15 protein-coding genes are annotated in these 12,761 nt (G+C 72.0%); 12 read left to right on the top strand and 3 right to left on the bottom strand.

The window, feature by feature from the left end; genetic code table 11:
• Window positions 1–66: 66 nt before the first annotated feature.
• The 7 genes from ABZ854_RS22000 (at window position 67) to ABZ854_RS21970 (ending at window position 6,396) form a co-directional block, all read left to right on the top strand.
• Window positions 67–1,200, top strand: coding sequence for a ParA family protein (locus ABZ854_RS22000; protein ID WP_361213457.1), 1,134 nt, complete (start codon window positions 67–69; stop codon window positions 1,198–1,200).
• The gene (locus ABZ854_RS21995; protein ID WP_361213454.1) at window positions 1,185–1,748 is read left to right on the top strand and encodes a hypothetical protein; all 564 of its coding nucleotides are present in this window, start codon (window positions 1,185–1,187) and stop codon (window positions 1,746–1,748) included. The genes ABZ854_RS22000 and ABZ854_RS21995 overlap by 16 nt, the downstream gene beginning before the upstream one ends.
• 18 nt (window positions 1,749–1,766) lie before the next feature.
• On the top strand, window positions 1,767–2,828 hold the full coding sequence (locus ABZ854_RS21990; RefSeq protein WP_361213451.1) for a ScpA family protein: 1,062 nt from the start codon (window positions 1,767–1,769) through the stop codon (window positions 2,826–2,828).
• Entirely contained in the window at window positions 2,825–3,490 is a 666-nt protein-coding gene (gene scpB, locus ABZ854_RS21985; protein WP_361213449.1) for an SMC-Scp complex subunit ScpB, read from the top strand. Before ABZ854_RS21990 ends, scpB begins: the two co-directional genes overlap by 4 nt.
• The gene (locus ABZ854_RS21980; RefSeq protein ID WP_361213446.1) at window positions 3,490–4,554 is read left to right on the top strand and encodes a pseudouridine synthase; all 1,065 of its coding nucleotides are present in this window, start codon (window positions 3,490–3,492) and stop codon (window positions 4,552–4,554) included. Before scpB ends, ABZ854_RS21980 begins: the two co-directional genes overlap by 1 nt.
• An 80-nt stretch (window positions 4,555–4,634) precedes the next feature.
• On the top strand, window positions 4,635–5,642 hold the full coding sequence (locus ABZ854_RS21975; RefSeq protein WP_361213443.1) for an ADP-ribosylglycohydrolase family protein: 1,008 nt from the start codon (window positions 4,635–4,637) through the stop codon (window positions 5,640–5,642).
• A gap of 4 nt (window positions 5,643–5,646) precedes the next feature.
• Window positions 5,647–6,396, top strand: a complete 750-nt coding sequence (locus tag ABZ854_RS21970; protein WP_361213440.1) for a nucleotidyltransferase domain-containing protein — start codon at window positions 5,647–5,649, stop codon at window positions 6,394–6,396.
• A gap of 15 nt (window positions 6,397–6,411) precedes the next feature.
• Here the strand turns inward: ABZ854_RS21970 and ABZ854_RS21965 are convergent, their stop codons facing one another.
• Complete coding sequence (locus ABZ854_RS21965) at window positions 6,412–7,101, bottom strand: nucleotidyltransferase domain-containing protein (protein WP_361213437.1); 690 nt, start codon at window positions 7,099–7,101, stop codon at window positions 6,412–6,414.
• A gap of 22 nt (window positions 7,102–7,123) precedes the next feature.
• The gene (locus ABZ854_RS21960) at window positions 7,124–7,525 is read right to left on the bottom strand and encodes a Rieske (2Fe-2S) protein (protein ID WP_361213434.1); all 402 of its coding nucleotides are present in this window, start codon (window positions 7,523–7,525) and stop codon (window positions 7,124–7,126) included.
• A gap of 223 nt (window positions 7,526–7,748) precedes the next feature.
• On the opposite strand from ABZ854_RS21960, the gene aroH reads away from it, so the two are divergent.
• From aroH to der, 5 genes are all read left to right on the top strand, one after another.
• The gene (gene aroH / locus ABZ854_RS21955; protein WP_361213431.1) at window positions 7,749–8,111 is read left to right on the top strand and encodes a chorismate mutase; all 363 of its coding nucleotides are present in this window, start codon (window positions 7,749–7,751) and stop codon (window positions 8,109–8,111) included.
• Window positions 8,108–9,193, top strand: a complete 1,086-nt coding sequence (locus ABZ854_RS21950; protein WP_361213428.1) for a prephenate dehydrogenase — start codon at window positions 8,108–8,110, stop codon at window positions 9,191–9,193. The genes aroH and ABZ854_RS21950 overlap by 4 nt, the downstream gene beginning before the upstream one ends.
• A 120-nt stretch (window positions 9,194–9,313) precedes the next feature.
• A complete protein-coding gene (gene cmk, locus ABZ854_RS21945) occupies window positions 9,314–10,000 on the top strand; it encodes a (d)CMP kinase (protein ID WP_361213425.1) in 687 nt (228 codons plus the stop codon).
• Between the two features lie 74 nt (window positions 10,001–10,074).
• On the top strand, window positions 10,075–10,662 hold the full coding sequence (locus tag ABZ854_RS21940; protein WP_361213512.1) for a lysophospholipid acyltransferase family protein: 588 nt from the start codon (window positions 10,075–10,077) through the stop codon (window positions 10,660–10,662).
• Between the two features lie 77 nt (window positions 10,663–10,739).
• Entirely contained in the window at window positions 10,740–12,221 is a 1,482-nt protein-coding gene (der, locus tag ABZ854_RS21935) for a ribosome biogenesis GTPase Der (RefSeq protein WP_361213422.1), read from the top strand.
• Window positions 12,222–12,294: 73 nt separating this feature from the next.
• Here the strand turns inward: der and ABZ854_RS21930 are convergent, their stop codons facing one another.
• Entirely contained in the window at window positions 12,295–12,699 is a 405-nt protein-coding gene (locus tag ABZ854_RS21930) for a hypothetical protein (RefSeq protein WP_361213419.1), read from the bottom strand.
• Window positions 12,700–12,761 lie beyond the last annotated feature (62 nt).

The following is a 12,761-nucleotide window of genomic DNA, read 5'->3' as shown; positions in this document are numbered from 1 at the left end:
GTCACCAAGGAGGTAAGACGACTTGTGAATGAGTCGACATTTTCTCCCGGGGGTGGTCAACCAGGAATGCCTGCACGGGGCCAGGGTCCCGCGGGATTCGAGGCTGTCGGCTCCGTCGCTGTGCGCACCTTCGCAGCCCACCAAGGTCCGGGTCCCCAGACCGCCCGGAGAGCACACCAGAGCATGGATGGTCATCACGTGAACGCCATGGCCGGCGACGGAAGTGGCGCGCCCCACAACCACCTCGCCGTCTACGACGAACTGCCCGAGGGGCACTTCTACGACCCCGACGCCGAGTACGAGCCCGATCCCGAGTACGCGGCCACGCTCGCGCCCGACGCCGCCCGGCAGCGCCGGGAGCGCGTCGGTCCGACCGGGCGCCCGCTGCCGTACTTCCCGATCCCGGGCCCGCTGACCGACCACGGCCCCGCGAAGATCATCGCGATGTGCAACCAGAAGGGCGGCGTCGGCAAGACCACGTCGACCATCAACCTGGGTGCCGCGCTCGCGGAGTACGGCCGGCGCGTGCTGCTCGTGGACTTCGACCCGCAGGGCGCGCTGTCGGTCGGTCTCGGTGTCAACCCGATGGAACTCGACCTCACCGTCTACAACCTGCTCATGGAGCGGGGCATGTCCGCGGACGAGGTCCTGCTGAAGACCGCGGTCCCCAACATGGACCTGCTGCCGAGCAACATCGACCTGTCGGCCGCCGAGGTCCAGCTGGTCTCCGAGGTCGCGCGCGAGTCGACGCTGCAGCGGGCGCTGAAGCCGCTGATGGACGACTACGACTACATCGTGATCGACTGCCAGCCCTCGCTCGGCCTGCTCACGGTCAACGCGCTGACCGCCGCGCACAAGGTGATCGTGCCGCTGGAGTGCGAGTTCTTCGCACTGCGCGGTGTGGCCCTGCTGACCGAGACCATCGAGAAGGTCCAGGAGCGGCTCAACCCCGACCTGGAGCTCGACGGCATCCTCGCCACGATGTACGACTCGCGCACGGTGCACAGCCGTGAGGTGCTCGCGCGCGTCGTCGAGGCGTTCGACGACCACGTCTACCACACGGTCATCGGGCGCACGGTCCGCTTCCCGGAGACCACGGTCGCCGGTGAGCCCATCACCACCTACGCCTCCAACTCCGTCGGTGCCGCCGCCTACCGCCAGCTCGCCAGGGAGGTGCTCGCCCGGTGTCACGCCGAGTGAGTCTGCCCGGGGCCGACGAACTGTTCCGAACGACCGGGGGGATGGCGCTGCAGCCGTCCACTCCCCGGCGCGGGACCAACGGTGAGGCCCGGGTGCCGGCTCCCGCGGGGGAGAGCGACGAAGCGGCCGCTGCGGGCACCGAGGACGTGCCGCAGTCGGTACCCGCCCAGAACGGGGACGGGGAGGGCGCGGAGCACGCGGCGGCCGACGCCGAGCCGGGGCAGGCCGGCGAGGCCCGGTCCCGGTCGGGGCGGCGGCAGGCGGGACCCGAAGGTCCCGGTCCGGCGGCGGCCGACCAGCCCCGCAAGCGCGGGCGGGCGGCGTCGCGGCGGCCCAGCGGGCGGGAGCGGCACGACGAGAAGATCACCGTGTACGTGTCCGCCGAGGAGCTGATGGACCTGGAGCACGCGCGGCTGGTGCTGCGTGGTGAGCACGGGCTGGCGGTCGACCGGGGGCGGATCGTGCGGGAGGCGGTGGCCGTGGTGCTGGCCGACCTGGAGTCCCGTGGGGACGCGAGCATCCTGGTACGGCGGCTGCGGGGGCGGTAGGGGTAGCCTTCGGGGGCTATGACCTCGCGTGACGTTCCCGTATCCGGTGCAGGTGCCGGGCACCGGCGTGCGTTGGGGCGTGGGCCCGGTGAGTCGGTGGTTGAGGCCGAGGGGCCCGCTGAGCCCGGTGGGCCGTTGTGCCCACCCTCCCCCACTCTCGACTTCGCTCGAGCGGGGGGACCCCCATCGCCCAGCGGGACGCCTGCCCACAACGGCGGCACGCTGGAAGAAGAACCCCGAGTCGCAGAGACGGGCGATTCCTCCGACGGAGTCTTCAAGGTTCGGCTGGCCAACTTTGAGGGGCCGTTTGATCTGCTTCTTCAGTTGATCTCGAAGCACAAGATGGATGTCACCGAGGTCGCGCTGTCGAAGGTCACCGATGAGTTCATGGCGCACATCCGGGCGATGGGGCCGGACTGGGACCTGGATCAGACGACCGAGTTCCTGGTGGTCGCGGCGACGCTGCTGGATCTGAAGGCGGCCCGGCTGCTGCCCGCCGCCGAGGTGGAGGACGAGGGGGACCTCGCGCTGCTGGAGGAGCGGGACCTGCTGTTCGCGCGGCTGCTGCAGTACCGGGCGTACAAGCAGATCGCCGACATCTTCAACCGGCGGCTGGACGACGAGGCCCGCCGCCGGCCCCGCACCGTCGGCCTTGAACCGCAGCACGCCGAGCTGTTGCCCGAGGTCGTCATCAGCATCGGCCCCGAGGGGTTCGCCCGGCTCGCGGTCAAGGCGATGCAACCTAAGGCCAAGCCACAGGTGTACATCGACCACATCCACGCCCCGCTGGTCAGCGTGCAGGAGCAGGCGGGGATCGTGGTGGCCCGGCTGAAGGAGCTGGGCGAGGCAAGTTTCCAGGCGCTCGTCGAGGACACCGACGACACCCTCACCGTCGTGGCGCGGTTCCTGGCGCTGCTGGAGCTGTACCGGGAGAAGGCCGTCGCCCTGGAGCAGGAGGGCGCCCTGGGGGAGCTGACCGTGCGCTGGACCGGCGGGGACGGGGACGCGGTGCCGATGGTCACCGACGAGTTCGACCGCCCGCCGGAGCAGCCCGGGGAGACCGAGGAGGAGAAGTCGTGAGCGAGGAGACCGCCGAGGTCCCGGCCGGCCTGCGGACCGTCGCCGGCCTCGACCTCAAGCCCGCCCTGGAGGCGGTCCTCATGGTCGTCGACGAACCGGCGACCGAGGACCACCTGGCCAGGATCCTGGAACGGCCCAAGCGGCAGATCGGGGACGCGCTGCGCGAGCTGGCCGACGAGTACACCGTGCAGGGCCGCGGCTTCGAGCTGCGGTTCGTCGCGGGCGGCTGGCGCTTCTACACCCGCGCCGAGTACGCCGACGCCGTCGAGCGGCTCGTCCTGGACGGCCAGACGGCCCGCCTCACCCAGGCGGCGCTGGAGACCCTCGCGGTCGTCGCCTACCGCCAGCCCGTCAGCCGCAGCCGCGTCTCCGCCGTCCGCGGGGTCAACTGCGACGGCGTGATGCGCACGCTCCTGCAGCGCGGTCTGGTCGAGGAGGCGGGCGCGGAACCCGAAACAGGTGCGATCCTGTACAGGACGACGAACTACTTCCTGGAACGGATGGGCCTGCGCGGCCTGGACGAGCTTCCGGAGCTGGCGCCCTTCCTTCCGGAGGCGGAGGCGATCGAGGCCGAGACCCAGGAAGCCGTACCCTCGTTCGATCCGGATGCCCCGGACCCGGACGACGGTCCCACGACGAACACGACGACGACGGAACTTTGATGCGAAGCAGCGGCAGCGGCAAGAGCGGCGGGCGCGGTAACCACCGCGGTGCCGGCAACGACAGGGACCAGAAGCAGGGGCAGGGCCGTCCCCGCAAGCCCCGCCCCGAGGAGCGCCGCTACGACGTGGGCCCCGGCGCCACCAAGGACGGTCCCAAGGCCGGGCGCGGCGGGGCCGCGCGCGGGGGAGCCAAGGGCGGCCCGCGCCAGTCCCAGCAGCGTGACGGGCGTACCGCGCCGGGGCGCTCGCGGGAGTACGAGGCGCGGGCCGAGGAGCGCAACCGCGAGCGGTACGCCGGCAAGAAGGACGTCAAGCCGCCCAAGACCTTCCCGGGCGCCGAGCAGGAGGGCGAGCGGCTGCAGAAGGTCCTCGCGCGCGCGGGCTACGGCTCCCGGCGCGCCTGCGAGGAGCTGATCGACCAGGCCAGGGTCGAGATCAACGGCGAGATCGTCCTGGAGCAGGGCCGCCGCGTCGACCCCGAGAAGGACGAGGTCAAGGTCGACGGCCTGACGGTGGCGACGCAGTCGTACCAGTTCTTCTCGCTGAACAAGCCCGCCGGGGTCGTCTCCACCATGGAGGACCCGGAGGGGCGGCAGTGCCTCGGTGACTACGTCACCAACCGTGAGACCCGTCTCTTCCACGTCGGCCGGCTCGACACCGAGACCGAGGGCGTCATCCTGCTCACCAACCACGGCGAGCTGGCCCACCGGCTGACCCACCCCAAGTACGGCGTGAAGAAGACCTACCTCGCGCACATCGTCGGCCCCATCCCGCGCGACCTCGGCAAGCGCCTGAAGGACGGCATCCAGCTGGAGGACGGCTACGCGCGTGCGGACCACTTCCGGGTCGTGGAGCAGACCGGCAAGAACTACCTGGTCGAGGTCACCCTGCACGAGGGCCGCAAGCACATCGTGCGCCGGATGCTCGCCGAGGCGGGCTTCCCGGTCGACAAGCTGGTGCGCACCGCCTTCGGCCCGATCACCCTGGGCGACCAGAAGTCCGGCTGGCTGCGGCGGCTGTCCAACACCGAGGTCGGCATGCTGATGCAGGAAGTCGATCTCTAGGCGCCCAGCCGCGGTCCGGCCCTTGCGTTGATCACCATCCCCCTTTATTGTCAGAATGACGATAAAGGGGGATGGTTCCTATGACCAAGCAGGCGGCCACCGGTGCGCTGATCGGGCTCGCCCTCGGGGACGCGCTCGGCTTTCCGACCGAGTTCAAGACCGTGCCGCTGATCCTCAACATGTTCGGGCCCTGGCGCGACATGGATCTGCCGCAGCGGGCGCGGGTGTCCGACGACACCCAGATGACCCTCGCCTTCGGGCGCGCCCTGCGTACCGCCATGGACCGGGGCGTGCTCGGCGCGCCGACGCTTCAGGCGCCGCTCCGCGCGGAGTTCGTCGACTGGTACGAGTCGCCGGACAACAACCGCGCCCCGGGTAACACCTGCCTGACCGCCTGTGGCCTGCTCAAGGACGACGGGCGCCGCTGGCAGGAGGCCAGCCAGATCGACTCCAAGGGCTGCGGCGCCAACATGCGCGTCGCCCCCGTCGGCCTCGTCCCCGGACTGAGCGACGACCAGCGGGCCGGGGCCGCCCAGTTGCAGGCCGCGCTCACCCACGGCCACCCGACGGCCCTCGCTGCCTCCGACCTCACCGCGCGCGCCGTGCACCTGCTCGCCCGGGGCGTCGATCCCGCCGGGCTGGTCGGGCAACTCCGGTCGTACGCCTACGACAACCGCAGCCGCTACCGCCACGCCTGGCTCGGCGACCTGTGGACCCGCTCGCAGGACCCGAGCCCCGAGCAGTTCATCGCACGCGGCTGGGACGAGTGCCTGGAGATCCTCGGCCGGTTGCAGGAGGCCGTGGGCACCGTCTCGCCGGAGACCGACCCGTGCCTGGCCACCGGGGAGGGCTGGATCGCCGAAGAGGCCTTCGCCACCGGGCTGCTGTGCTTCCTGCTCTTCCCCGACGAGCCCGTCACCGCCCTGCGCCGGGCCGCCTGCACCTCCGGCGACTCCGACTCGATCGCCTGCCTCACCGGCGCCTTCGCCGGCGCCTGGCTCGGCGCGGGCGCCTGGCCGGGAGACTGGGCCGACCGGATCGAGTACCGGGGCGACCTGGTGGCCCTCGGGGCGCTCTGGGACGCTTGAGCCCATGATCGACGACCTCGACATGGACCTGACGCCCGTGATCGCCGAGCAGCCCGACCCCCTGCTGTTCGCCACGGTCTCCGGCGCCCACCTGTACGGCTTCCCCTCGCGGGACTCCGACGTAGACCTGCGCGGCGCCCACCTGCTGCCCGCCGCAGACCTGGTCGGCCTTCGCGAGCCGGCCGAGACCCGGTCGCGGACCTGGGTGCGCGACGGCGTCGAGCTGGACCTCGTCACCCACGACCTGCGCAAGTTCGTACGGCTGATGCTGCGGCGCAACGGCTATGTGCTCGAGCAGCTGCTCTCGCCCCTGGTCGTGCACACCGGCGACGCGCACCGGGAGCTGGCCGCGCTCGTACCGGGCGTCCTCACCAGCCACCACGCCCACCACTACCGGGGCTTCGCGGTCACCCAGTGGCGGCTCTTCGAGAAGTCCGGCGAACTCAAGCCGCTGCTCTACACGTTCCGGGTGCTGCTCACCGGCATCCACCTCATGCGCACGGGCGAGGTGCAGGCCCATCTGCCCACCCTCGCCGACCGGTTGGAGGCGCCCGGCTATCTCTCCGAGCTGATGGCCGCCAAGGCGGAACGCGAGCACGGGCCGGCGGAGATCGACCACGCGCGCGTGGAGGCCGACGTGGAACGGCTGCACACCGCGCTCGACGAGGCGCAGGCCGGGTCGGCCCTGCCCGACGCCCCCACCGCCCAGGACGCCCTGCACGACCTGGTCGTCCGCCTCCGCCTCAAGGGCTGAGCCGGTCTCGCGGGCTCAGACGGTCGCAAGGGCCGAGGCGCGGCGCACGCGGAACAGGTAGTCGGCCACGCGCGCGTGATCGGGCTCCGGCGGCAGCGGACTGCCAGCCAGGGCCTCCTCCGCCTGTGCCGCCAGCCCGGCCATGCGCGCCTCCACCTCCGCCCAGGACACCTCGCCCCGCTTCACCGCGAGCAGGGGCTCCCGCCCGTCACCGACGTCGATCCGCAGCTCACCCGTGCGCAGCAGATCCCGGGCGCTGGTCAGCAGGCGGAGCAGGTGCATGGCGTGCTTCCAGCGCGGGGCGCCGGTCGTGCGGACGTCGGCGTCGAGCTTTTTGCGCTGGCCGAGGGCGTAGCGCGTGAAGGTGTCGTAGGCCCGGCGGGAGAGGAAGGCGTCCCGCAGGGACAGCAGTTCGCGGCCGGTGTCGTCCACGTGCTCCACCAGCGGTGAGTGCAGGCACTCCAGGATGTTCGGGTTGCCGCGCAGCGCCAGCTCGCAGAACCGCTCCAGCTCCCAGGAGAACTGCTCCTCGCCGGGCCCCTCACAATGCGTCGGCGGCTTCTCGAACCGCCAGAACAGGGGAGTGGGCGCCAGGAACACGCCCCGCCGGTCGGTGTCGCTGTCCCCGGTGGCCAGGCCGAAGGCCCGCGAGCCCATGACACAGGCGTAGATCGTGTGGTGACGTACCAGGTCCTCGGGCCGCATTCCGGGAGCGTACGCGGCCCGGTCACGCCAGGCGGATCGAATTTCCCTTCACCGTGATCGTCTCCGGTGGCAGCGGCTTGGTCGCCGGGCCCTGGGCCACCGCACCGTCGGCGATGCGGAATTTGCTGCCGTGGCAGGGGCAGTCGATGGTGCCGTCCGCGACCGTGGCCACCGTGCAGCCCATATGGGTGCAGACCGCTGAGAACGCCTTGAAGTCCCCCTTCTTCGGCTGGGTGACGACGACCTTCCGGTCCGTGAAGATCTTCCCGCCGCCCTCCGGGATGTCACTGGTCTTCGCCAGTTCCTCTCCGTCGGAGCCGCCGCCGCCGGAACCGCCGCTGTCGCCGCCGCATCCGATGCACGCGCCGGCGAGCGCCACGGCACCCGTCGTCACCACCGTGCGCCGTGTCGCGCCCTGTCTCATGCCACTACTCCGATACTCCGAACGCCGATTCGTCCAGAACGGTAGGAAACATCACGAACACCGGCATCCTCCCATTCGGGGCGCCCCCGCCGAAGGACCCGGGACAGGGGTCACCTGGTCGGCCCCGCCGTCTCAGCGGGCGGGCGCGGCGCGCCCCGCCGGCGCCGGCTGGCTACGCTGGACGGACCAACAGCCGTGACCTAAGTCAGCGAGGAGCAGCGCCGTGGCGGTACGAGCGGTCCGGGGGGCCGTCCAACTGGAGCGGGACGAGGCCGGGCACATGGACGAGCAGGTCGGAGCCCTGCTCACCGCCGTCCTGGAGCGGAACGGACTCACCCCGGACGACCTGATCAGCATCTGGTTCACCGCCACCCCCGACCTGCACAGCGACTTCCCGGCCGCCGCCGCCCGCAAGCTCGGCATCGTCGACGTCCCGCTGATCTGCGCCCAGGAACTGGACATCGCGGGCGCCATGCCCCGGGTCGTACGGATCCTCGCGCACGTCGAGTCGGACCGCGCCCGCGCCGACATCGCCCACGTCTACCTCGGCGCCGCCGCCGCCCTGCGCAAGGACATCGCCCAGTGAGGACCGCACTCGTCATCGGCACCGGGCTCATCGGCACCTCCGCCGCGCTCGCCCTGACCCAGCGGGGCGTCGTCGTCCACCTCGTCGATCACGACCCCGAGCAGGCCCGTACGGCGGCCTCGCTGGGCGCCGGCACCGCCGAGGCGCCCAGCGGCCCCGTCGACCTGGCCGTCGTGGCCGCTCCGCCCGCACACGTCGCCGCCGTCCTCGCCGACGCCATGGGGCGCGGTGTGGCCCGCGGCTACGTCGACGTGGCCAGCGTCAAGGGCGGACCGCGCCGCGAGTTGGAGGCCCGGGGCCTGGACCTGGCGTCGTACATCGGCACCCACCCCATGTCCGGGCGCGAGAAGTCCGGCCCGCTGGCCGCCACCGCCGACCTGTTCGAGGGCCGGCCCTGGGTGCTCACCCCGACCCGGGACACCGACACCGAGGTGCTGAACCTCGCCCTGGAGCTGGTCTCGCACTGCCGGGCCGTCCCGGTCGTCATGGACGCCGACGCCCACGACCGCGCCGTGGCCCTCGTCTCCCACATGCCCCACCTGGTGTCCAGCATGGTCGCCGCCCGCCTGGAGCACGCCGAGGAGGCCGCCGTACGGCTGTGCGGGCAGGGCATCCGGGACGTGACCCGGATCGCCGCCTCCGACCCGGGCATGTGGATCGACATCCTGTCCGCCAACCCGGGCCCGGTCGCCGACCTCCTCGCGGACGTCTCCGCCGACCTCGACGAGACCGTCCGCGCCCTGCGCTCCCTGCAGTCCGCCGACGAGGACAAGCGGCGCGAGGGCAGCACGGGCATCGAGGACGTGTTGCGCCGCGGGAACGCGGGACAGGTGCGGGTGCCCGGCAAGCACGGGTCCGCGCCGCGGGCGTACGAGACGGTCGCCGTCCTCATCGACGACCAGCCCGGCCAGCTGGCCCGGATCTTCGCCGACGCGGGCCAGGCGGGGGTCAACATCGAGGACGTCCGCATCGAGCACGCGACCGGGCAGCAGGCAGGTCTGGTGCAGCTGATGGTCGAGCCGAGGGCGGTCCCGGTCCTGACCGCCGCACTGCGCGACCGGGGCTGGGCGCTGCGCCAGTAGTCCGCGCGGCCGCAGCCGGGCGCGCACGCGTCCGGACGAGTGACGGGAACCCAGTAACCTTGTGCGGGGCGCGTTCGCTCCCCCAACCTCGCCCACACCGCACCAGGAAGGTGTCCCCCCGTGGAAAACGGCGCCGCCCAGCCCGTGATTGTCGCGATCGACGGCCCCTCGGGCACCGGCAAGTCGAGCACCTCGAAGGCCGTGGCCGCGCAGCTCGGCCTGAGCTACCTCGACACCGGCGCCCAGTACCGGGCGATCACCTGGTGGATGGTGAACAACGGCATCGACCTGGAGGACCCCACCGCCATCGCCGCGGTGGCGGGCAAGCCGGAGATCGTCTCCGGCACCGACCCGGCCCACCCGACCATCACGGTCGACGGGGTGGACGTGGCCGGACCGATCCGCACCCAGGACGTCACCGCGCAGGTCAGCGCGGTCAGCGCGGTGCCCGACGTGCGCACCCGCATCACCGAGCTGCAGCGGTCGATCGCCGCCGGCGCCGAGCAGGGCATCGTCGTCGAGGGCCGCGACATCGGCACGACCGTGCTGCCCGACGCCGACCTGAAGATCTTCCTCACCGCCTCCCCGGAGGCCCGCGCCGCCCGCCGCAGCGGCGAGCTGAAGGGCGCCGACGTGCATGCCACCCGCGAGGCGCTCATCAAGCGGGACGCGGCCGACTCCGGCCGCAAGACCTCGCCGCTGGCCAAGGCCGGCGACGCGGTCGAGGTGGACACCACCGACCTCACCCTCGCCCAGGTCATCGAGTGCGTCGTCACCCTGGTCGAGGAGAAGCGGGCCGGGAAGTGAGCAAGCCGTCCACCCCGGCGGAGCCGGCCTCGGAGCGGGGCGCCGAGGTCGGGCGGCGCATCGGCGTCGGCCTGATGTACGGGCTGTGGAAGCCGCGCGTGCTCGGCGCCTGGAAGGTGCCCGCCACCGGTCCGGTGATCTTCGCCGTCAACCACTCCCACAACATCGACGGCCCCATGGTGATGGGCGTGGCACCCCGCCCGACGCACTTCCTGATCAAGCGGGAGGCGTTCGTGGGACCGCTCGGCGCCTTCCTGACCGGCATCGGCCAGGTGCAGGTGGACCGCACGTCCGCCGACCGTACGGCCATCACCCGGGCGCTCGGCGTGCTGGCGGCCGGGGGAGTGCTGGGCATCTTCCCGGAGGGCACCCGGGGCGAGGGCGACTTCGCCTCACTGCGCGCGGGGCTGGCCTACTTCGCCGTGCGCGGCGGGGCGCCGATCGTGCCGGTCGCGGTGCTCGGCAGCACGGACCGGCCCGGACGGCTGATCAAGGGGCTGCCCCCGCTGCGCTCCCGCGTCGACGTCGTCTTCGGCGACCCGTTCCAGGCCGGGGACGGCTCCGGCCGGGCCACGCGGCGGGTGCTGGACGAGGCGACCGAGGGAATCCAGAAGCAGCTCACCGGCCACCTGGAAAACGCCAGGCGCCTGACCGGGCGCTAGGCGACACTTGAGTAGTGGATCAGCCCGCCAGGGGTGCTCCACCGATCACCACGAAGGAACGACGAGGTACGGACTTCATGAACGACCAGAACCAGCCCGGCGACTCGGCTGAGCACGAGTACGACCACGGGGCGCTCGGCGACGCCGAGTACACGCAGTTCATGGAGCTTGCCGCCGAAGAGGGCTTCGACATCGAGGACGTCGAGGGAGCCATCGAGGAAGCGGGCCACGGCCCGCTGCCGGTGCTCGCCGTCGTCGGCCGCCCCAATGTCGGCAAGTCGACGCTGGTGAACCGGATCATCGGCCGCCGCGAGGCCGTCGTCGAGGACAAGCCCGGCGTCACCCGCGACCGCGTCACCTACGAGGCCGAGTGGGCGGGCCGCCGCTTCAAGGTCGTCGACACCGGCGGCTGGGAGCAGGACGTCCTCGGCATCGACGCCTCCGTGGCCGCTCAGGCCGAGTACGCGATCGAGGCGGCCGACGCGGTCGTCTTCGTCGTGGACGCAAAGGTCGGCGCCACCGACACCGACGAGGCGGTCGTCCGCCTGCTGCGCAAGGCCGGCAAGCCGGTCGTGCTGTGCGCCAACAAGGTGGACGGCCCGAGCGGCGAGTCCGACGCGGCCTACCTGTGGAACCTGGGCCTCGGCGAGCCGCACCCCGTCTCCGCCCTGCACGGCCGCGGCACCGGGGACATGCTGGACGCCGTCCTCGAGGCGCTGCCCGAGGCCCCCGAGCAGTCGTTCGGCACCGCGATCGGCGGCCCCCGCCGGATCGCCCTGATCGGCCGCCCGAACGTCGGCAAGTCCTCCCTGCTGAACAAGGTGGCCGGCGAGGAGCGCGTCGTCGTCAACGAACTCGCGGGCACCACCCGGGACCCGGTCGACGAGATGATCGAACTCGGCGGCAAGACCTGGAAGTTCGTCGACACGGCCGGCATCCGCAAACGCGTCCACCTGCAGCAGGGCGCCGACTACTACGCCTCCCTGCGCACGGCCGCCGCCGTCGAGAAGGCGGAGGTCGCCGTCGTCCTGATCGACGCCTCCGAGAACATCTCCGTGCAGGACCAGCGCATCGTCACCATGGCCGTCGAGGCGGGCCGCGCGATGGTCATCGCCTACAACAAGTGGGACACCCTCGACGAGGAGCGCCGCTACTACCTGGAGCGGGAGATCGAGACCGAGCTGGGCCAGGTCGCCTGGGCCCCCCGGGTCAACGTCTCGGCGCAGACCGGCCGGCACATGGAGAAGCTGGTCCCGGCGGTCGAGGCCGCCCTCGCCGGCTGGGAGACCCGCGTCCCCACCGGCCGCCTGAACGCCTTCCTCGGCGAGCTGGTCTCGGCTCACCCGCACCCCGTCCGGGGCGGCAAGCAGCCGCGCATCCTCTTCGGCACCCAGGCCGGCACCAAGCCCCCGCGGTTCGTGCTCTTCGCCTCCGGCTTCATCGAGGCGGGCTACCGGCGCTTCATCGAACGCCGGCTGCGCGAGGAGTTCGGCTTCGAGGGCACCCCGATCCATATCTCGGTGCGGGTGCGCGAGAAGCGCGGCGCGAAGAAGAAGTAGCGGTCACGCGCAGACATAGCGGTACGGCACGAAGGGCGGCCCCTGAGCACCAGGGGCCGCCCTTCGCCGTACGTCACATGCCCCGGCGCGGGGCCGGGGGCAGCGCGGCCGGCACGAAGTGCGTCCGCGTCTCCTGCTGCTGCCCGCCGAGCGTGCCGATCCGCTGCCACTGCGACTGTGACTGCTGCCGGGCGCTGTACGCACCGGCGCTGTAAGCGCTGTACGAACTGCTGAACGACCCCGGGCGGTGGCCGCCGTAGAAACCCGTGCTGTGCGGGATGCACCCGAAGGCGGTGAACCCCAGCTCCTCCTCGCCGCTGCGGTCACCCGGCAGCGTACGGAAGGTCCTGACCCACTCGGCGTAGAGCGAGTCGTAGATCGGCGTGGCCGACGGCCCCCCGCCCCCCTCCGGCCCCGACCGAGCGGCCGGAACAGAGGAGAACGGAGCCCGACGAGAAGGAGTGTCGTATGCGTGCACATAACTCCAAACGACCGGAACCTCAAAGAGATGCGGTGCTGGAACGCGCCCCAAAGGGGCGC

It is taken from the genome of Streptomyces sp. NPDC047028, assembly GCF_040644095.1.
GTDB lineage: Bacteria > Actinomycetota > Actinomycetes > Streptomycetales > Streptomycetaceae > Streptomyces.
This window is presented reverse-complemented; position numbering and strand designations above follow the sequence as displayed.

What these genes read in the sequence shown, in the direction of transcription:
- der (WP_361213422.1), top strand. Translation starts at nt 10,740, where the DNA reads ATGAACGACCAGAACCAGCCCGGCGACTCGGCTGAGCACGAGTACGAC.
- ABZ854_RS21960 (WP_361213434.1), bottom strand. Translation starts at nt 7,525, where the DNA reads ATGAGACAGGGCGCGACACGGCGCACGGTGGTGACGACGGGTGCCGTG.
- ABZ854_RS21990 (WP_361213451.1), top strand. Translation starts at nt 1,767, where the DNA reads ATGACCTCGCGTGACGTTCCCGTATCCGGTGCAGGTGCCGGGCACCGG.
- ABZ854_RS21980 (WP_361213446.1), top strand. Translation starts at nt 3,490, where the DNA reads ATGCGAAGCAGCGGCAGCGGCAAGAGCGGCGGGCGCGGTAACCACCGC.
- ABZ854_RS21975 (WP_361213443.1), top strand. Translation starts at nt 4,635, where the DNA reads ATGACCAAGCAGGCGGCCACCGGTGCGCTGATCGGGCTCGCCCTCGGG.
- ABZ854_RS21965 (WP_361213437.1), bottom strand. Translation starts at nt 7,101, where the DNA reads ATGCGGCCCGAGGACCTGGTACGTCACCACACGATCTACGCCTGTGTC.
- ABZ854_RS21940 (WP_361213512.1), top strand. Translation starts at nt 10,075, where the DNA reads ATGTACGGGCTGTGGAAGCCGCGCGTGCTCGGCGCCTGGAAGGTGCCC.
- ABZ854_RS21970 (WP_361213440.1), top strand. Translation starts at nt 5,647, where the DNA reads ATGATCGACGACCTCGACATGGACCTGACGCCCGTGATCGCCGAGCAG.
- ABZ854_RS22000 (WP_361213457.1), top strand. Translation starts at nt 67, where the DNA reads ATGCCTGCACGGGGCCAGGGTCCCGCGGGATTCGAGGCTGTCGGCTCC.